The sequence below is a fragment of the Caballeronia sp. AZ1_KS37 genome, from assembly GCF_023631165.1.
GTDB lineage: Bacteria > Pseudomonadota > Gammaproteobacteria > Burkholderiales > Burkholderiaceae > Caballeronia > Caballeronia zhejiangensis.
Genome location: NZ_JALQDP010000028.1, coordinates 1 through 18,008, shown reverse-complemented (window position 1 = coordinate 18,008; position 18,008 = coordinate 1). Strand labels below are relative to the sequence as shown.

At 63.5% G+C, this 18,008-nt stretch carries 18 protein-coding genes and 1 pseudogene; 2 read left to right on the top strand and 17 right to left on the bottom strand.

Going from position 1 to position 18,008, the window contains the following annotated elements; all coding sequences use genetic code 11:
• Window positions 1–67 precede the first annotated feature (67 nt).
• The 14 genes from NCS00_RS14740 to leuC form a co-directional block, all read right to left on the bottom strand.
• Window positions 68–601 (bottom strand): CvpA family protein, encoded by a 534-nt coding sequence (locus NCS00_RS14740; protein WP_008354036.1) that lies wholly within the window; start codon window positions 599–601, stop codon window positions 68–70.
• A gap of 9 nt (window positions 602–610) precedes the next feature.
• Window positions 611–1,474 carry an SPOR domain-containing protein gene (locus NCS00_RS14735; RefSeq protein ID WP_175983190.1) on the bottom strand — a complete coding sequence of 288 codons (864 nt, stop codon included), beginning with the start codon at window positions 1,472–1,474 and terminating at the stop codon, window positions 611–613.
• Window positions 1,475–1,515: 41 nt separating this feature from the next.
• Window positions 1,516–2,826 (bottom strand): bifunctional tetrahydrofolate synthase/dihydrofolate synthase, encoded by a 1,311-nt coding sequence (folC, locus tag NCS00_RS14730; protein ID WP_175983189.1) that lies wholly within the window; start codon window positions 2,824–2,826, stop codon window positions 1,516–1,518.
• 78 nt (window positions 2,827–2,904) lie between these two features.
• Window positions 2,905–3,777 (bottom strand): acetyl-CoA carboxylase, carboxyltransferase subunit beta, encoded by an 873-nt coding sequence (gene accD, locus NCS00_RS14725; protein ID WP_008354039.1) that lies wholly within the window; start codon window positions 3,775–3,777, stop codon window positions 2,905–2,907.
• A 70-nt stretch (window positions 3,778–3,847) separates the two neighbouring features.
• The gene (gene trpA / locus NCS00_RS14720; protein ID WP_175983188.1) at window positions 3,848–4,651 is read right to left on the bottom strand and encodes a tryptophan synthase subunit alpha; all 804 of its coding nucleotides are present in this window, start codon (window positions 4,649–4,651) and stop codon (window positions 3,848–3,850) included.
• A 76-nt stretch (window positions 4,652–4,727) separates the two neighbouring features.
• Window positions 4,728–5,603: a DNA-methyltransferase gene (locus NCS00_RS14715; protein WP_008354042.1), complete on the bottom strand. Its 876-nt coding sequence runs from the start codon at window positions 5,601–5,603 to the stop codon at window positions 4,728–4,730.
• Between the two features lie 11 nt (window positions 5,604–5,614).
• The gene (trpB, locus tag NCS00_RS14710; protein ID WP_250440369.1) at window positions 5,615–6,808 is read right to left on the bottom strand and encodes a tryptophan synthase subunit beta; all 1,194 of its coding nucleotides are present in this window, start codon (window positions 6,806–6,808) and stop codon (window positions 5,615–5,617) included.
• A 48-nt stretch (window positions 6,809–6,856) separates the two neighbouring features.
• Complete coding sequence (locus tag NCS00_RS14705) at window positions 6,857–7,525, bottom strand: phosphoribosylanthranilate isomerase (RefSeq protein ID WP_250440367.1); 669 nt, start codon at window positions 7,523–7,525, stop codon at window positions 6,857–6,859.
• Complete coding sequence (gene truA / locus NCS00_RS14700) at window positions 7,522–8,325, bottom strand: tRNA pseudouridine(38-40) synthase TruA (protein WP_250435446.1); 804 nt, start codon at window positions 8,323–8,325, stop codon at window positions 7,522–7,524. Before truA ends, NCS00_RS14705 begins: the two co-directional genes overlap by 4 nt.
• Before the next feature lies 1 nt (window position 8,326).
• Window positions 8,327–10,399, bottom strand: coding sequence for a motility hub landmark protein FimV (locus tag NCS00_RS14695; protein ID WP_250440365.1), 2,073 nt, complete (start codon window positions 10,397–10,399; stop codon window positions 8,327–8,329).
• A gap of 149 nt (window positions 10,400–10,548) precedes the next feature.
• Entirely contained in the window at window positions 10,549–11,670 is a 1,122-nt protein-coding gene (asd, locus tag NCS00_RS14690; RefSeq protein WP_008354047.1) for an aspartate-semialdehyde dehydrogenase, read from the bottom strand.
• Window positions 11,671–12,054: 384 nt separating this feature from the next.
• The gene (leuB, locus tag NCS00_RS14685) at window positions 12,055–13,122 is read right to left on the bottom strand and encodes a 3-isopropylmalate dehydrogenase (RefSeq protein WP_250440363.1); all 1,068 of its coding nucleotides are present in this window, start codon (window positions 13,120–13,122) and stop codon (window positions 12,055–12,057) included.
• 22 nt (window positions 13,123–13,144) lie between these two features.
• Window positions 13,145–13,795 carry a 3-isopropylmalate dehydratase small subunit gene (gene leuD / locus NCS00_RS14680; RefSeq protein ID WP_008354049.1) on the bottom strand — a complete coding sequence of 217 codons (651 nt, stop codon included), beginning with the start codon at window positions 13,793–13,795 and terminating at the stop codon, window positions 13,145–13,147.
• A 24-nt stretch (window positions 13,796–13,819) separates the two neighbouring features.
• A complete protein-coding gene (gene leuC / locus NCS00_RS14675) occupies window positions 13,820–15,229 on the bottom strand; it encodes a 3-isopropylmalate dehydratase large subunit (protein WP_008354050.1) in 1,410 nt (469 codons plus the stop codon).
• 343 nt (window positions 15,230–15,572) lie between these two features.
• On the opposite strand from leuC, the gene NCS00_RS14670 reads away from it, so the two are divergent.
• Both NCS00_RS14670 and NCS00_RS14665 read left to right on the top strand, forming a co-directional pair.
• Complete coding sequence (locus NCS00_RS14670) at window positions 15,573–15,818, top strand: AbrB/MazE/SpoVT family DNA-binding domain-containing protein (protein WP_175983181.1); 246 nt, start codon at window positions 15,573–15,575, stop codon at window positions 15,816–15,818.
• A complete protein-coding gene (locus NCS00_RS14665; protein ID WP_008354052.1) occupies window positions 15,812–16,132 on the top strand; it encodes a type II toxin-antitoxin system PemK/MazF family toxin in 321 nt (106 codons plus the stop codon). Before NCS00_RS14670 ends, NCS00_RS14665 begins: the two co-directional genes overlap by 7 nt.
• A gap of 90 nt (window positions 16,133–16,222) precedes the next feature.
• Here NCS00_RS14665 and gltA read toward each other — a convergent pair whose 3' ends face one another.
• From gltA to sdhB, 3 genes and pseudogenes are all read right to left on the bottom strand, one after another.
• Entirely contained in the window at window positions 16,223–17,524 is a 1,302-nt protein-coding gene (gltA, locus tag NCS00_RS14660) for a citrate synthase (protein ID WP_008354054.1), read from the bottom strand.
• Between the two features lie 136 nt (window positions 17,525–17,660).
• On the bottom strand, window positions 17,661–17,930 hold the full coding sequence (locus tag NCS00_RS14655; RefSeq protein ID WP_008354055.1) for an FAD assembly factor SdhE: 270 nt from the start codon (window positions 17,928–17,930) through the stop codon (window positions 17,661–17,663).
• A 1-nt stretch (window position 17,931) separates the two neighbouring features.
• Window positions 17,932–18,008: pseudogene (gene sdhB / locus NCS00_RS14650) on the bottom strand (succinate dehydrogenase iron-sulfur subunit); the annotation flags it as partial.

The following is an 18,008-nucleotide window of genomic DNA, read 5'->3' as shown; positions in this document are numbered from 1 at the left end:
GCCGTGACGTGGCCGGGGCGAAGCGTCTTCGAGCCGTCGCGCGTTCCTCGTGTAGCCGGCCGTTCGTCTATTGTGCGGCGTTGGGCGCCAGGCCGCCCGGTTCGGGAGCGACGTGCACATACGCGGCGAGCGTATCGGGGAGCAGCGGTTTCAATTCGCGCACGCCTTGCTCGGCCATCGGCCGCAGCAGCGCATTGCGCCAAAAATCTTTCTGAGGCAGTTCGGTCAGGCCAGCCAGGGCGACCAGAATAACTACCAATATAGCCCCTCTGACGAGGCCGAACAGCAAGCCCAACGAGCGGTCCACGCCGCGCAGGCCGGTGACTTCCGTGATGCGCGTCAATAGCGCCGACAGCACGCTCGATACGAGCAGCACCGCCCCGACCACCAGCACGAACGCCACGAGCCACTGCGTAAGCGCGCCGCCGGGCCACGTCGACGGGATATACGGCACGACGAGCCCGACGAACCGTCCCGCGATCAGAATGGCGGCGACCCAGCCGACCAGACCGAACGCTTCGGCCAACAGGCCGCGCCACATGCCGCGCAGCGCGGACAGGCCGATCACGGCCATCACGGCGTAGTCAAAAGCGGTGAACATCGAGCCGGCTTAGTTCGATGCCCGGGTGCCGCCGCCCAGGCCGGCCTGCCGCACCTTCACGAGCGCGGCCTGCGCCGACGCGCGATCCGGGAACGGCCCCGCGCGCAACAGCGACTTGGTCGCGCCGTCCGACTGCTTGCGATGTTCGAGATATGCGGGCACACCCGCGGACTTCAACTTGTTGACCCAATTCTGCGCGGCGGTTTCGTCGTCGAACTGGCCGATCTGCAGCACGAAGCGGCTGCCCGCCGGCGACGACGGCGTGTTCGCCGCGCCTGCCGCGGCGTTCGCCGCGGTATTTGCGTTGGCTTGTTCGGAAGGCTCGGCCGCTTGCGGCTTCGCGTTCTGGCTCGCCACGGCTGCGGGCTTCGACGGCTTCGCTTCCGGCTTGGCTTCGGCTTTCGCGTCAGGCTTCGCTTCCGGCTTCGGCTCGGGCTTTGCCGTTGCGGCAGGTGCCGCGGCTTGCGGCTGCGTCACGCCGGCGGAAACACTGCCCGACGCACCCGACGGCGCGTCGTGCGCGACACCGGCTTGCGTGTCGGCGTCGTTGGCGTCGCGCGACTGCTTCGCGGCGGGCGCCGGGCGGTTGGGAATATCAATGGAAATGTCGTCGGTGACGGGCTTCGGACGCGAATCGAGCACCATCGGCAGGACGATGACGGCGGCGAGCACCAGCGCGATCGCCCCGACGAGCCTGCGGCGCGCGCGCTGCTTCTCGGGCAGGGTGGGATCGAGCATCATCGCGTCGGCGTCGGTGCGCTCGGATCTGCGCGTGCGGCGTTCCGTGCGGACGGTGTGACGCGAGCCGCGCGATGAATCGGAATATGCGTCGCGACCGGAGTCGTCTTTCTTGCCGAACGAAAAGAGTCCCATGTATCGCTTGGTGCTGACGGCCGACCGTCTCAATGATGCTGCTAGTTATGCTGCATTCGACGGTAGGCCATGACGCCGGCTACCGTGTAGAAACTGCCGAAAACCAAAATTCTATCATTTTCAGACGCCCGGCTTAACGCATCTTGAAAAGCCGCCGCGGGTGTTTCAAAGCGAGAAACGCTGCTGTCGGCGCTGTCGTTGACACCGGCGTCGCGCAATGCGTGTTCCAGTTGCTCCGCCGACGCGGCGCGCGGCGTGGGCAGCGCGGTCACGTTCCAGTGATCGATCTCGCCCTTGAGTTGCTTCACGACGCCTTCGATGTCCTTGTCGCCCATCGCGCCGAACACCGCGTAAGTGTACGGAAAATAGCCCATGTTGCCGAGATTTTGCGACAACACGGCGGCTGCGTGCGGATTGTGCGCAACGTCGAGAATGATTTGCGGCTTGCCCGGCAGCACCTGGAAGCGTCCCGGCAACTCGACGTTCGCCAGGCCAAGGCGAATGTCCTGCGCAGAAACCGGCAGACGGTCGCGCAGCGCTTCGAGCGCGGCCAGCGCCGCCGACGTGTTGATGAGCTGATTCGCGCCGCGCAGCGCCGGATAGGCCAGCGCCGAGCGCCGCTGCTCGCGCCCGATATAACTCCATTGCTGGCGCTCGTTGCCGGGCTGGGCTTCGTAGCGGAAATCGCGTCCGACGAGCCACAGATCCGCGCCGATCGCCTCGGCATGTTCGATGAGAGTCTGCGGCGGCGACGGATCTCCGCACACTGCCGGCTTGCCCGTCCGAAATATGCCCGCTTTCTCGAAGCCAATTTTTTCGCGCGTGTCGCCGAGATAGTCCGTATGGTCGATGTCGATGCTCGTGATCACAGCACAATCCGTATCGACGATATTCACCGCGTCGAGACGCCCGCCGAGCCCGACCTCGAGAATCACCGCGTCGAGCTTGCGCGACGCGAAGAGATGCAGGATCGCAAGCGTTGTGAACTCGAAGTACGTCAGCGAAACCGGCTCGGGCAGGCTGGCGCGCGCCTTTTCCACGGCCGCGAAATGTTCGAGCAGATCGGCGTCGCTCGCCTCCGCGCCGTCGATGCGGGCGCGCTCGTTGAACGTCAGCAGATGCGGCGACGTATGGCAACCGACGCGATACCCCGCGCGCAGCAAGATCGTTTCGATGATCGCGCAGGTAGAGCCCTTGCCGTTCGTGCCGCCGACGGTGATGACCGGGCAGTCGAAACGCAGGCCGAGCGCATCCTTCACCTTGCCGATGCGCGCGAGGCCCATGTCGATGCCGACCGGATGCGCCGCTTCCAGATGGGCGAGCCAGGCGTCGAGAGTCGGGAATGTGTTCATTTTCGAGATCGCAAAAACAAAAGCGCCGCGCAGAACCTCGCGGGGTTCACGCGCGGCGCGGCGCTACGTACATTCGGGTCAGGCGACGGAATCGGCGGGTTGCCGCGTCATCAGCGCCATCAATTGGGCGATTTCTTCGCGCATCTTGCGGCGATCCACGATCATGTCGACCGCGCCCTTCGTCAGCAGGAACTCGGCGCGCTGGAAACCTTCCGGGAGCTTCTCGCGCACGGTCTGCTCGATCACGCGCGGGCCGGCAAAGCCGATCAGCGCCTTCGGCTCGGCAATCACGACATCGCCCAGGAACGCGAACGATGCGGACACACCGCCCATCGTCGGGTCGGTCAGCACGGAAATGAACGGCAGCTTCGCGTCCGCGAGTTTGGTCAGAAGCGCAGTGGTTTTGGCCATCTGCATGAGCGAAAGCAGGCTTTCCTGCATGCGCGCGCCGCCCGAGGCCGTAAAGCAGATGAACGGCACGTTCTGCTCCAGCGCGTTGCGCGCGCCGCGCACGAAGCGCTCGCCGACCACCGAGCCCATCGATCCGCCCATGAACGAGAATTCGAAGCACGCGACGACACACGGAATCGTGTGGATCGCGCCGCCCATGACGACCATGGCGTCGGTCTCGTCCGTATCTTCCATCGCTTCCTTGATGCGATCCGGATACTTGCGGCTGTCCTTGAACTTCAGCGCGTCGACCGGGACGACTTCCTGGCCGATTTCATAGCGGCCTTCCGGGTCGAGCAGGCGGTCGAGCCGCTCGCGCGCGCCGATTCGCATGTGATGGCTGCACTTTGGGCATACGTGCAGATTCGCCTCGACGTCGTTGCGATACAGCACCGCTTCGCACGACGGACACTTCACCCAAAGGCCCTCGGGAATGCCCTTGCGGCTTTTGGGATCGGTTTGCTTGATCTTCGGCGGCAGCAGTTTGTCGAGCCAGCTCATCGTTTTTCCTTGACTGATCGGTTGCCGCGCGGCGCACGCCCGAATCGGGCGGCCCGCGGCGGCGCGTATTTTACTGTGCGGCGTCGAGCGCCTGACGAATTTCGGCGATGAAGCTCGTCAGCGACGCGGCCGCGGTGTCCGGCTTCGCGTCTTCGAGCAGCTGCACGAGGCGGCTGCCGATGACGACGGCATCCGCGACATCGGCGACGGCGCGCGCGGTCTGGGCGTCGCGAATGCCGAAACCGACACCGACCGGCAGGGGCACACGCGACTTGATGGCCGGGATTTTACTCGCGATGCTGGAAACGTCCAGATTTGCCGCGCCGGTCACGCCTTTCAGCGATACGTAGTAGACATAGCCGCTCGCGATCTTGCCGACCGCCGCGACGCGCTCGTCCGTCGATGTCGGCGCGAGCAGGAAGATCGGATCGATGCCGGCGGCGCGCATCGACGCGCCGAAGCTCTCCGCTTCCTCCGGCGGGTAATCGACCACCAGTACGCCGTCGACGCCCGCTTCCTTCGCAGCTTTCGCGAACGCGTCGGCGCCCATGCGCTCGATCGGATTCGCGTAACCCATCAGCACGACGGGCGTTTTGTCGTCGGTTTCGCGGAAACGCGCGACGTCGGCGAGCACGCGCTTGAGCGTCACGCCGCGCGCGAGCGCCCGCTCCGACGAACGCTGGATGACGGGGCCGTCGGCCATCGGATCGGAGAACGGCACGCCCAGTTCGATGACGTCCGCGCCGCCCTTCGCCAGCGCGTGCATGAACTCGACGGTTTGTTCCGGATTCGGGTCGCCCGCGGTGATGAACGGAATCAACCCTTTCTTGCCCTGTGCGGCGAGCGCCGCAAAAGTATTCTTGATGCGGGACATGAGATTTCTCTTAGTCGTATTCGTTGGCGTCGGACGCATTTGAATGCATTTGACGCGATCAGCAGCGAAAAAGACGCTATTCGGCTTGGGCGGCGGTGCCGGTCGCGACGAGTGTCTTGCGTCGAACGCGGGCGGGCTCTGCCGGCTCGAGCCGTGCAGCGCGCGCTTCGGCAATGCGGCTTTCGGCGATCGCGCAGTAATCCGCGTTGATCTCGTAGCCCGTGAATTGCCGGCCATGACGTGCGCACGCGACCGCCGTCGTGCCGCTGCCCATGAACGGATCGAGCACGCGCCCACCCGGCGGACAGCTCGCGAGCACCATGCGCTCGACGATCTCCAGCGGCTTTTGCGTCGGATGATCCACCCGCTCCGCGTGCTGCCGATGCAGACGCGACACGGACCAGACATCCTTCGGGTTGTAGCCCAGTTCGAGCCACTTGCTGCCTTCGAAAATCTTCCGCGAACGCGCCTTTTTCGTTTCTGCGTCGTAAGGGATGCGCACCGGATCGAGATCGAAGTAGTAGTCCTTCGATACCGCGAAATAGCCGATGTTGTCGTGCACTGACGTGAATTTCCGCGTCGTTCCGCCCATGCTCGGCACGCGACGGTCCCAGACGATCTCGTTGATCATCAAAAGGCGGCGCTTGAGGAACACGAACAGTTCGGGCGAATACTGCCAGGTGCAAAAGATATACAGCGAACCGCTCGGCTTGAGCTTCGGAATCGCGAGATCGAGCCAGCGATAAGTCCACTCGAGAAAAGCGTCGCCGGACAACATGTCCGAGTCGTTCCCGTAGTCCTTGCCCAGACCATAAGGCGGATCCGCGACGATCAGATCGATCGACGCGTCGGGAATATTCTCGGCATCGGCCAGGAAGTCGCGGTTGCGGATGTCGCTGCCGGCGCCCTGCAGGGCGCCGACGGACAACGGCTCGTCGATGACGTTGCGCATCTATCTGAGGCTCAGAACTGAATGCCCGATCGCTCGGCGACCGTATGCATGTCCTTGTCGCCCCGGCCGGACAGATTGACGAGCAACACCTTGTCGCGCGGCAACGTCTTCGCGAGCTTCGCGCCATAAGCGAGCGCGTGGCTCGATTCCAGCGCGGGGATGATGCCCTCGATCCGGCAGCAGTCGTGGAAGGCCTTGAGCGCTTCGTCATCGGTGATGCCGACGTATTCCGCGCGTCCCGCGTCCTTCAGCCACGCGTGTTCCGGACCGACGCCCGGATAGTCGAGCCCCGCCGACACCGAATGCGTTTCGATGATCTGCCCGTTTTCGTCCTGCAGCAGATACGTGCGATTGCCGTGCAGCACCCCCGGGCTGCCGCCCATCAGCGACGCCGCGTGGCGCCCGGTGTCGATGCCGTCGCCCGCCGCTTCGACGCCGATCAATCTGACGTCTTTATCGTCGATGTACGGATAAAAGATGCCCATCGCATTCGACCCGCCGCCGACGCACGCGATCACGGCATCGGGCTGGCGACCGGCCATTTCGGGCATCTGCACGCGACATTCGTCGCCGATCACGCGCTGGAAGTCGCGCACCATCATCGGGTAAGGATGCGGCCCCGCCACCGTGCCGATGATGTAGAACGTGTTTTCGACGTTCGTCACCCAGTCACGCATGGCTTCGTTGAGCGCGTCCTTGAGCGTCTTCGACCCGGATTCGACCGGCACGACCGTTGCGCCGAGCAGCTTCATCCGATAGACGTTCGCCGCCTGACGACGCACGTCTTCCGCGCCCATGTAGACCACGCACTCCATGCCGAATCGCGCGGCAATGGTCGCCGTCGCCACGCCGTGCTGGCCCGCGCCGGTTTCGGCGATCACGCGCGGCTTGCCCATCTTGCGGGCGAGCAGCGCCTGGCCGATCACGTTATTCACCTTGTGCGCGCCCGTGTGATTCAGGTCTTCGCGCTTCAGATAGAGCTGCGCGCCGCCAAGCATCTCGCTCCAGCGCTTCGCGTGATAAATCGGCGACGGACGACCCACGTAATGCTTGAGTTCGTACTCGTACTCGGTGATGAATTCGGGATCCTGACGTGCCGCGTCATACGCGACGCGCAATTCGTCAAGTGCATGGATGAGGGTTTCGGAGACGAACACGCCTCCATATTGGCCGAAATGGCCTCTTTCGTCTGGCAAGTTGTACATTGCGTCACTCTCTCGGTTACGTAGCCGGCAGCGCGGCCCACGTTCGATTCACCCGGCGTCCGCCTCGCGCACCGCGCGCACGAACGCCGCCATTCGGGCGGGATCCTTCACGCCCTTGGCGCCCGGCACTTCGATGCCGCTCGAGACATCGACCGCGTACGGGCGCACACGCCGAATGGCGTCACTGACGTTTTGCGTGTTCAACCCACCACTCAAAACGGCCCGATGCCCGAGATCTGTTGGGATAAGTGACCAATCGAATACCTTTCCACCGCCGCCGAAGCCCTCGACGAGCGCGTCGAGCAAAAGGCCGCCTGCGGCTTTGAACGTGAGAGACGATTCTATCAAATGGCTTGTGGACGCATCAGACCCGATTCGCAATGCGCGCCAATAGGATAAACCCGCAATCGACGCCAGCGCCTCGCATTGTTCCGGCGTTTCGTCGCCGTGAAACTGCAGCAGCGAGAGCGGCACGTTCGACGTGACTTCGCGAATCCATTCGGGCGTCGCATTGACGAAAAGCCCGACCGCCGACACGAGCGGCGGCACGTGCCGCGCCAGTTCGACGGCCTGTGCGACGCTCACCGAACGCGGGCTCGGCGGATAGAACACGAAACCCACGGCGTCCGCGCCCAGCGCGACGGCGTGCTGCACGTCCTCGACGCGCGAAAGTCCGCATAGCTTGATGCGGGTGCGATGCAAATCTCGGTCTGTCATTTCGGCTCTGCCCAAATGGCGCTCCAGGGCATGCTGGCGATATGCGGCGGCGGCACCGCGAAGTGTTCAGGATAGCCGACCTCGGCCAGATACAGCCCGTCGGGCATGAAAGTCGGCGCGGCAGCGCGGCGGTCGCGGGCGGCGAGCACGTCCGCCATCCACGACGATGGATGACGGCCCCGTCCGATCGCGACGAGGCATCCCATCAGATTGCGCACCATGTGATGCAAAAACGCGTTGGCGCGAAAGCGAAAGTGGACGAAGTCGCCCTGCTCGCGTACATCGATCTGATAAAGATGCTTGACTGGCGTTTTCGACTGGCAATCGGCGGCGCGGAACGACGAAAAATCGTGCTCGCCGATCAGGCACGCGACCGAATCGCGCATCGCTGCCACGTCGAGCGGCGTGTGCACCCAGCCCGCGCGTTTCGCGAGCATGGGCGAACGCACCGGATTGACGTAGAGAACGTAGAAATAAGTGCGTTCGAAAGCCGCGAAGCGCGCGTGGAAATCGTCGGGCATCGGCTTCGCCCATTGCACCGCGACGGTGTCGGGCAGGAACGCATTCGTGCCGCGCACCCACGAAAACTCGGCGCGATCCAGAGCGGTATCGAAATGCACGACCTGACCGAGACCGTGCACGCCCGTATCGGTGCGCCCGGCGACGACGGTCGGAAGCGGCGTCTGCGCGAATTGCGCGAGCGCGCGCTCCAGTTCGTTCTGGACCGTCTTCCCGTGCGGCTGCGACTGCCAACCGCAAAACGCCGCGCCGTCGTACTGAATCCCTAAAGCGATACGCATCTCAGGAATGCGGTGCAAGCGTCGACAAGAGCGTGGCGGCCTGCTGGCGCGTCGCCGGATCGTTCGATTCGATCACTTCCTGGAGCAACGTGCGCGCGCCCGAAAGATCGCCCAGTTCGATGTATTCGGCTGCCAATTCGAGCTTATTGCGCGCGATGGTCGCCAGTTGGCCCGGCGTCAGGGCAGGCAAAGCCTCCGTCGCGTTCGACGTCGGCCCGAGATCGAAATCGAGACTGAGCGGGCCGAATTTTGTCGCGCCCAGGCCAGCGACCGATGCCGCGCCCGCCGTACCCGCTTCGATTTGAGACGCAACGGACTGGGCTTGCGACTGGCCTTGCCGCGCTGCTTCGAAATGCGCCACCGGCTGCGGCATGAACGGCGCCTGCTGGATTGGCTGCGTGCCGCCAGGCGGCTGTTCCAGCGCTGCAGGAGGCGTCTCGAGCGGCGGATTTTTCAGCGACGATGCAGCCGTCTCCGGTCCGGTCGCGCCGGGCGGCTTGATCGTCAGTTCCAGACGCGGCGGCAGTTCCATTTCGAGCGAACCGAGCGCCTGGATTGCGTCCTGGGGGAACTTCGGCATTGGGAAGCGATGCGCGAGCACCGGCTCTTCGTCCGGCGCGATGCCGGATTTTTCCGCCTCGCGCGCTGCCAGTTCTTCGATGTCGCGCTGCTCGGCGGCGCGTTGCTCTGCGGCTTGCTCTTCGGCGGCGCGCGCCTGAAGTTCGCGCAGTTCCGCCTCGCGCGCGATGATCTCGCGTGCCGCGTTCTCACGCGCCAGCTCTTCGCGTTCGGTGACCTGACGCAATTCGGCCTCGCGATCCGCACCGGCATGACCCGCCTGCTCGCGTGCGAGTGCTTCCCGCGCGGCGGCTTCGCGCGCCCGGATTTCACGCTCCTCGGCCTCGCGCGCGGCGGCCTGGCGTGCCGCGGCTTCGCGCTCTTCGACTTCCCATTTCTCGGCTTCCCGGCGCGCCGCTTCGCGCGCTTCGATCTCGCGCGCATGCTGCTCACGCTGTTCGTGGGTGTCCGGTTCGCCCGCTGGCGGTACGAAATCGGGATGACGTGCAGCCGGCGCAACAGGCACGAACAGCTCTTCCGGTTGCGGGCGGTTCGCCTCGACGGGTGTTTCATCCGCCGCGGTCGACGGCTTTGCCTCGGTCGTCGGCGGCAACGCATCTTCGGACGGAGCGACGGGCGTCTGGGCTACTTCAGCGTTGCCGATGCTCGCGGCGGCCGCAGCCAGTCCGGACTGATCGCGCGCCGGCGACTTACCTTGGGCACCGGCCGCCGCCTCGCGCGCCTTGCGCAGCGCTTCGTTGCGGGCGTCGGCGTCGGCCTGGGCTTCTTCCAGACTTGCGAACGTACGGGGCGCGCGATCGACGTCGTTGTCGTTCGTCGCGACTGCTCGCTTCTTGCGCCGCATTCTGAGCAGCAGGACGCCGATCACGACGATCACGATCGCGATGATGAAGGGCGACAAACCGATGGTCGCCGCTGCCACGCCGCTGCGGCTGGCCGGTTCCGGTGCGGCCGTGGCGGGCGCGCTTGCGGGCGCGGCGATTGCCGATGCGGCCTCCGGCGTCGCACGCTCCGGCGCCGCCGTCGCGCTGGCTTGCGGCTCCACAGCCGATGCGGGCGCCGCGCTCTCCGGCGCCGGTGTGGCGGTATCCGCCGACGAAGACGCAGGCGCGGACGTTTCGGCGGGCGCGGTCTGCTGCGCCTCGGGCGCCGACGCTGCGGCCGGCGGCGCGCCGCTCAGATCGGCGGGCACGTTCAGCACCGCGCCGAGTTTCAGCTTGTTGATGTCGTGGCTGCTGAAGGCGCTCGGATTGGCGTCGAACAGGGCACGCGCGGCTTTCGCGCGGACGTCGCGATCTTTGGATCCGGTGAGTTCGCCGGCGACATCGCTCAACGATTGTCCCGGCTTGACCGCGTAGGTTTGCCCGGTGGCGGCGGAGGCCTGCGCGAGCGCATCGCCGGGATTCGCCCAGAACATCGCGCATGCGGCGAGACTTGCCGCGGCGAGCGCCGCACGCGATGACGAAACGAAAGACCGGCGAGTTCGATGGATCATTGAGGCTCCGGGTGCGGCAAAAATTGAAACATAAAGCGAAGACCGCTCGATAAACACGGCGTTGCAACAAAGCTCCACAAAAACAAAAAAGCGCCGCGTGAAACGCGACGCTTTCGAGCAAGACACGCGCTTCAGGCGCGTAGTTTACTTTACTTGTCGAGCAGAATGCGCAGCATGCGGCGCAGCGGCTCGGCGGCGCCCCACAAGAGCTGATCGCCGACCGTGAACGCCGACAGATATTCGCCGCCCATCGCGAGCTTGCGCAGACGGCCAACCGGCACCGTCAGCGTGCCCGTGACGACCGCGGGCGACAGGTCGCGAATCGATGCTTCGCGCTCGTTCGGCACGACCTTCACCCAGTCATTCGCCGACGCGAGAATGCCGTGCACTTCGTCGAGCGGCACGTCCTTCGTCAGCTTGATGGTGAGCGCCTGCGAGTGGCAGCGCATCGCGCCGATACGCACGCAGAGGCCGTCGACGGGAATCGAGCCCGGCGTACCCATTGCCGGCTTGCCGAGGATCTTGTTGGTTTCCGCGCCGCCCTTCCACTCTTCCTTCGACATGCCGTTGCCGAGATCCTTGTCGATCCACGGAATCAGCGAGCCCGCGAGCGGCACGCCGAAGTTGTCGACGGGCATGCGCTCGCCGTTCATCGCGGCGAGCACGCGGCGGTCGATGTCGAGAATCGCCGACGACGGATCCGCCAGGTCTTCCTTCGCCGAACCGTAGAGCACGCCCATTTGCTGAAGCAGCTCGCGCATGTTCTGCGCGCCCGCGCCCGACGCGGCCTGATAGGTCATCGCCGTCGTCCATTCGACGAGGTTCTCGCGGAACAGGCCGCCGAGCGCCATCAGCATGAGGCTGACCGTGCAGTTGCCGCCGATGAAGTCGCGGCCGCCCTTCACGAGCGAATCCTTGATGACGTCCAGGTTGACCGGATCGAGAATGATGACCGCGTCGTCCTTCATGCGCAGCGCCGACGCCGCGTCGATCCAGTAGCCCTTCCAGCCCGCCGCGCGCAGCTTCGGATACACCTCGTTGGTGTAGTCGCCGCCCTGGCACGTGATGATGGCGTCGCACTTTTTCAGGTCGTCGATGCTCGTTGCGTCTTTGAGCTTCGTCTCGTTTTTAGCGAACGACGGCGCGTTGCCGCCCGCATTGCTGGTGCTGAAAAACACCGGTTCGATCAAGTCGAAATCGCCTTCCTGCTGCATGCGCTGCATCAGGACGCTGCCGACCATACCGCGCCAACCAACGAGACCTACGTTCATGACTAACCTTTAACTGTGGACGCTTCCCCGCATCTTTACCCGGCGTGGCCGCGCGGGGAAGACGCTCGGACACGAGGGACGATCAGCGAATCGTGATCGCTTTGATGGAGATTTTCGTAATGCGCGTTTTAGCCGTGGCTCGAGTGGCCACGATGCGCGTGCTGATGGCGAGTTCCGTCGCGAGCGACTTTGAGCCGCGTCCGATGGAATCCAGAGAGAATTGAGAGTTCTTCGCCATAGCAAAGCAATATACACGATAACCGGACGTTTTCGACGGCGTCATGCTGCAGATGCGTGAAAATCGGGCGGATCGTGCGCGAACATCGGTAAAAAGAGACGATCGGCCGCTTTAATGCTTCAGCGCGCCGATCGTCTTTCTCGCGATTACAGCGCCTTCAGCACCGCGTCGCCCATTTCCTTCGTGCCGACAACCTTGCCGTCCGCCGTCGCGATATCGCCGGTGCGGTAGCCCTGCTCGAGCACTTTCTTCACCGCGCTTTCGATGCGATCCGCCTGCTCCGTCTTGCCGAGCGAGTAGCGCAGCATCATGGCCGCCGAAAGAATGGTCGCGAGCGGATTCGCCACGCCCTTGCCCGCGATGTCCGGCGCCGAACCGTGCGACGGCTCGTACAGGCCCTTGTCGTTCTTGTCGAGCGACGCGGACGGCAGCATGCCGATGGAGCCGGTGAGCATCGCCGCTTCGTCCGACAGAATGTCGCCGAACATGTTGCCGGTCACGACGACGTCGAACGCTTTCGGCGCCTTCACGAGCTGCATCGCGGCGTTGTCGACGTACATGTGCGACAGCTCGACATCCGGATATTCCTTCGCGACGTCGATCATCGTGTCGCGCCACAATTGCGACGTTTCGAGCACGTTCGCCTTGTCGACGCTCGTCAGCTTCTTCTGGCGCTTTTGCGCGGCGGCAAACGCGACGTGCGCGATGCGGCGCACTTCGGGCTCGGAATAGCGCATCGTGTCGAAGCCTTCCTTCGCGCCCGCGAACGGGCCGTCCGGGGCTTCTCGCAAGCCGCGCGGCGCGCCGAAATAGATGTCGCCGTTCAATTCGCGGACGATCAGGATGTCGAGACCCGACACGATCTCCGGCTTCAACGACGACGCGCCCGTCAATTGCGGATAGCAGATCGCCGGACGGAAGTTCGCGAACAGTTGCAGATGCTTGCGCAGGCCGAGAATCGCCTGCTCGGGACGCAGCGCGCGTTCGAGCTTGTCGTACTTCCAGTCGCCGACGGCGCCGAACAGGATCGCATCGGCTTCCTTCGCGAGCGCCAGCGTGGAATCGGGCAGCGGGTGCCCCTTCGCCTCGTAGCCCGCGCCGCCGACCGGCGCCTCTTCCAGCTCGAACTTCTCGCCGAGCGCGTTCAGGACTTTGACCGCTTCGGCGGTGATTTCGGGACCGATGCCGTCGCCGGGGAGAACTGCAATTTTCATCTTTCGCTTCCTTTATGCGCGGTTATCCAACGAGCCGGTTATTCAGCCACGGCTGCTTCGCGAGGCGTTCGGCCTCATATTGCTTGATCTTGTCCGCATGACGCAGCGTGAGACCGATGTCGTCGAAGCCGTTCAGCAAGCAATACTTGCGAAAGCCCGGCACTTCGAACGCATACTCGGTGCCGTCGCCGGTACGCACGACTTGCGCTTCGAGATCGATCGTCAACTGGAAACCAACGAACGCGTAGGTCTCGTTAAACAGCTTGTCGACCTGCTGCTCCGTCAGCACGACCGGCAGGAGACCGTTCTTGAAACAGTTGTTGTAGAAGATGTCCGCGAAGCTCGGCGCGATGATCGCGCGAAAGCCGTATTGATCGAGCGCCCACGGCGCGTGTTCGCGTGAGCTGCCGCAGCCGAAATTCTTGCGCGTGAGCAGAATCGACGCGCCTTGATAACGCGGCTGATTCAGCACGAAATCCGGGTTGAGCGGACGCTTGCTGTTGTCCTGTCCGGGCTCACCGACGTCGAGATAACGCCATTCATCGAACGCGTTCGGACCGAAGCCGGTGCGCTTGATCGACTTCAGGAACTGCTTCGGGATGATCGCGTCCGTGTCGACGTTCTCGCGATCCAGCGGCGCGACGAGGCCGCTGTGCACAATGAATTTTTCCATGATCTTTCTCAGTGTCCCGATCGATTAAGCGAGCTTGCGTACGTCGACGAAATGGCCTTCGATCGCGGCGGCGGCGGCCATCGCGGGGCTCACGAGATGCGTGCGTCCGCCCGCGCCCTGACGGCCTTCGAAGTTGCGGTTCGACGTCGATGCGCAGCGCTCCCCCGCTTCCAGGCGGTCGGCGTTCATCGCGAGGCACATCGAGCAGCCCGGCTCGCGCCATTCGAAGCCGGCGTTCGTGAAGATCTTGTCGAGGCCTTCGCGTTCGGCTTGCGCCTTCACGAGACCCGATCCCGGCACGACCATCGCGAGGCGAATGTTCGACGCGACGCGCTTGCCCAGCGACTTCACGACGTACGCGGCGGCGCGCAAGTCTTCGATGCGCGCATTCGTGCACGAGCCGATGAAAATCTTGTCCGGCTTGATCGATTCGATCGGCGTGTTCGGCTGCAATGCCATATAACTCAGCGCGCGTTCCATCGCGTCGCGCTTGACGGGATCTTTTTCCTTGTCGGGATCGGGCACGCGGCCGTCGATCGACGTCACCATTTCCGGCGACGTGCCCCACGTCACTTGCGGCACGATCTCGGCGGCATTCAGCTCGACGACGCGATCGAAGTGCGCGCCGTCATCGGATTTGAACTGACGCCAGTATTCGACCGCCTGATTCCACTCGACGCCCTGCGGCGAGTACGGACGGTCCTTCAGATAGTTGATGGTCGTGTCGTCGACCGCGACCATGCCGGCGCGCGCGCCCGCTTCGATCGCCATGTTGCAGACGGTCATGCGGCCTTCCATCGTGAGCGCGCGGATGGTCGAGCCGCCGAATTCCATCGCGTAGCCCGTGCCGCCCGCCGTGCCGATCTTGCCGATGATCGCGAGCACGATGTCCTTCGCCGTGCATCCGCGCGGCAATTGGCCTTCGACCTTCACGAGCATGTTCTTGCTCTTCTTCTGCAACAGCGTTTGCGTCGCGAGCACGTGCTCAACCTCCGACGTGCCGATGCCGTGCGCCAGCGCGCCGAACGCGCCGTGCGTGGACGTGTGCGAATCGCCGCAGACGATGGTCATGCCCGGCAGCGTCGCGCCCTGCTCCGGCCCGATGATGTGCACGATGCCCTGACGCAGGTCGTTCATCTTGAACTGCGTGATGCCGAAGGCGTCGCAGTTCTGGTCGAGCGTATCGACTTGCAGCTTCGAAACCGGATCGGCGATGCCGTGCGAGCGGTCGGTCGTCGGCACGTTGTGATCGGACACCGCCAGATTCGCGCTGATGCGCCACACCGGGCGCTCGGCCAGCTTCAGGCCCTCGAAGGCCTGCGGGCTCGTCACTTCGTGCAGCAGGTGACGGTCGATGTAGAGGATCGAGGTGCCGTCCTCTTCCGTGTGGACAACGTGCGTATTCCACAGTTTGTCGTAGAGAGTCTGTGCCATGTGAGCGCTTTCGTGTGTGACTGCGGGGATTTATCGGTGTACGGCTCGTGAATCGATTATGCCACCACCCGATGAGAATTGGATACTAGGATACGGGAAAAACCCATTAAAAACAGATAGTTATTATAGTGGTTCCAGTACCCGGATGACGACTACCCGGCTGAACCTGGAGCGCATCCCGACGCTGTCCTTAGATCCTATGCCATTTGGCCGAATGTTCGCCGCACGATGCGCGCAATAGGCTGTCGTCAGCGCTCACGATCCGCGCAGTAATAACATTGTATTGACGGCTCTTTCGACAGGTAATAACATCGTGCTTCCATACTCTTCAGTAGTCGACGACATGCGAACCACCATCAGAAAAATGGGCAACTCCCAGGGCATCCTGATTCCCAAGCCGCTGCTCGCGCAATTGGGCTTGGAGAACGAGGTCGACATGGAAGTCGAGAACGACGCGATCGTCCTGCGTCGGCCTCGCGACAAAGCGCGTCAAGGTTGGGCCGAAGCCAGCAAGCTGATTGCGCAAAGCGGCGAGGACGGACTCGTCATGGGCGAATTCGGCAACGACGACGGGGAGCTCGAATGGTAGTGCGTGGAGAAGTCTGGTCGGTCGCGCTCGATCCCACCTTGGGCAGCGAAATTCAGAAAACGCGTCCGTGCGTAGTGGTGTCGCCGCCGGAGATGCACGACCATCTGCGCACGGTCATCGTCGCGCCGATGTCGTCGAAGGGAAAGCCTGCGCCTTTCCGCATTCCCATTGCTTTCAAGCGGAAGCAGGGATTGATTCTTCTGGATCAGATTCGCACGGTGGACAAGCTGCGGCTCATTAAGCGGGAAGGCAGCATCGCGGACAACACGCTGACCGACGCGCTTCATACCTTGCAGGAGGTGTTCGCGGATTGAATCCGGCGCCGTCTCTGCGCGCGCCGAGCAAAAAGCAAAAGCCCCGGCGATTTCTCGCCGGAGCTTCGATACAACTAAAACTCGATCAGCTTAGCGCTTTGCCAGCGGCTTCGCTTCACGCGGCGTCTGGCCGATGAACAGCTGACGCGGACGGCCGATCTTCTGCTCAGGATCGGCGATCATCTCGTTCCACTGCGCGATCCAGCCGACCGTACGAGCCATCGCGAAGATGCAGGTGAACATCGACGTCGGAATGCCCAGCGCGCGCTGCACGATGCCCGAGTAGAAGTCGACGTTCGGATACAGCTTGCGCGACACGAAGTATTCGTCTTCCAGCGCGATCTTTTCGAGTTCCATCGCGAGCTTGAAGAGCGGGTCGTCGTGCAGGCCGAGTTCGTTCAGCACTTCGTGGCACGTCTCGCGCATCAGCTTCGCGCGCGGGTCGTAGTTCTTGTACACGCGGTGTCCGAAGCCCATCAGCTTCACGCCCGAGTTCTTGTCCTTCACCTGCTTGATGAACTCAGGAATGTTGTCGACCGAGCCGATCTCTTCGAGCATGTTCAGCGCGGCTTCGTTCGCGCCGCCGTGCGCCGGACCCCACAGACATGCGATGCCGGCTGCGATACACGCGAACGGATTCGCACCCGACGAACCCGCGAGACGCACCGTCGACGTCGACGCGTTCTGCTCGTGGTCCGCGTGCAGGATCAGGATGCGGTCGAGAGCGCGCACGAGCACGTCGTTGACCTTGTACTCTTCGCACGGGTTCGAGAACATCATGTGCATGAAGTTCGCGCTGTACGACAGTTCGTTCTTCGGATACACGAACGGCTGACCGATGCTGAACTTGTACGCCATCGCGACGAGCGTCGGCAGCTTCGCGATCATGCGGATCGCGGAGACTTCACGGTGACGCGGATCGTTGATGTTCAGCGAGTCGTGATAGAACGCCGACAGCGCGCCGACCGCAGCCGTCAGCACGGCCATCGGGTGCGCGTCGCGACGGAAGCCGCGGAAGAAGAAGTGCATCTGCTCGTGCACCATCGTGTGACGCGTGACGGTGTCCACGAATTCCTTGTTCTGCGCCTCGTTCGGCAGTTCGCCCTTCAGCAGCAGATAGCACGTTTCGAGGAAGTCCGCGTTCACGGCCAGTTGCTCGATCGGGTAGCCGCGATACAGCAGTTCGCCCTTGTCGCCGTCGATATACGTGATCGCCGAATTGCACGCCGCCGTCGACATGAAGCCCGGGTCATACGTGAACTTGCCGGTCTGACCGTACAACTTGCGGATGTCGATCACGTCCGGGCCCATCGTGCCCTTGTAGATCGGCATTTCGACGCTCGGCGAGTTGTCGCTGAACGATAGCGTGGCTTTAACATCTGACGGGGTCATAGCACATCCTCAATCGAAGTATGGATACAGGTTTTCGATAATTTGCACGACGGAAGCTGCGCGGCAAAACTGTTTTATCGGCCTGTGTGCAGTGCAACAGGCCTATTTTGCAAAACTCCGCGAATTCCTGCTGGAATCACACGGTGCGCAGCATTTCCAGCAAGCGGGTTACGTCCGGCGTCGCCAAGTCGCCTTCAGGCTCCGTGCGCGCCAGCAGCAAGTCCATCAGTTCGTTGTCGCTCAGCTCCAGCAGGCGGGTCAATGCGGCCACGTCGGCGTCGCTGAGGTCATGCTCATATCGGCTGAAGAAACGATCGAAGATCAGATCGTTTTCCAGCAGGCCGCGCCTTGCGCGCCAACGAAGGCGCGCGCGGCGAAGAGGGTCGGACTGGTGAGATTCGTCCATTTCAAACCGCCCGTCGCACCATCAATTCCTTGATCTTGCCGATCGCCTTGGTCGGGTTGAGCCCCTTCGGGCACACGT

Bases quoted from the DNA above. Each gene is read 5' to 3' on its own strand.
- NCS00_RS14740 (WP_008354036.1), bottom strand. From the start codon at position 601: ATGTTCACCGCTTTTGACTACGCCGTGATGGCCGTGATCGGCCTGTCC.
- NCS00_RS14735 (WP_175983190.1), bottom strand. From the start codon at position 1,474: ATGGGACTCTTTTCGTTCGGCAAGAAAGACGACTCCGGTCGCGACGCA.
- folC (WP_175983189.1), bottom strand. From the start codon at position 2,826: ATGAACACATTCCCGACTCTCGACGCCTGGCTCGCCCATCTGGAAGCG.
- accD (WP_008354039.1), bottom strand. From the start codon at position 3,777: ATGAGCTGGCTCGACAAACTGCTGCCGCCGAAGATCAAGCAAACCGAT.
- trpA (WP_175983188.1), bottom strand. From the start codon at position 4,651: ATGTCCCGCATCAAGAATACTTTTGCGGCGCTCGCCGCACAGGGCAAG.
- NCS00_RS14715 (WP_008354042.1), bottom strand. From the start codon at position 5,603: ATGCGCAACGTCATCGACGAGCCGTTGTCCGTCGGCGCCCTGCAGGGC.
- trpB (WP_250440369.1), bottom strand. From the start codon at position 6,808: ATGTACAACTTGCCAGACGAAAGAGGCCATTTCGGCCAATATGGAGGC.
- NCS00_RS14705 (WP_250440367.1), bottom strand. From the start codon at position 7,525: ATGACAGACCGAGATTTGCATCGCACCCGCATCAAGCTATGCGGACTT.
- truA (WP_250435446.1), bottom strand. From the start codon at position 8,325: ATGCGTATCGCTTTAGGGATTCAGTACGACGGCGCGGCGTTTTGCGGT.
- NCS00_RS14695 (WP_250440365.1), bottom strand. From the start codon at position 10,399: ATGATCCATCGAACTCGCCGGTCTTTCGTTTCGTCATCGCGTGCGGCG.
- asd (WP_008354047.1), bottom strand. From the start codon at position 11,670: ATGAACGTAGGTCTCGTTGGTTGGCGCGGTATGGTCGGCAGCGTCCTG.
- leuB (WP_250440363.1), bottom strand. From the start codon at position 13,122: ATGAAAATTGCAGTTCTCCCCGGCGACGGCATCGGTCCCGAAATCACC.
- leuD (WP_008354049.1), bottom strand. From the start codon at position 13,795: ATGGAAAAATTCATTGTGCACAGCGGCCTCGTCGCGCCGCTGGATCGC.
- leuC (WP_008354050.1), bottom strand. From the start codon at position 15,229: ATGGCACAGACTCTCTACGACAAACTGTGGAATACGCACGTTGTCCAC.
- NCS00_RS14670 (WP_175983181.1), top strand. From the start codon at position 15,573: ATGCGAACCACCATCAGAAAAATGGGCAACTCCCAGGGCATCCTGATT.
- NCS00_RS14665 (WP_008354052.1), top strand. From the start codon at position 15,812: ATGGTAGTGCGTGGAGAAGTCTGGTCGGTCGCGCTCGATCCCACCTTG.
- gltA (WP_008354054.1), bottom strand. From the start codon at position 17,524: ATGACCCCGTCAGATGTTAAAGCCACGCTATCGTTCAGCGACAACTCG.
- NCS00_RS14655 (WP_008354055.1), bottom strand. From the start codon at position 17,930: ATGGACGAATCTCACCAGTCCGACCCTCTTCGCCGCGCGCGCCTTCGT.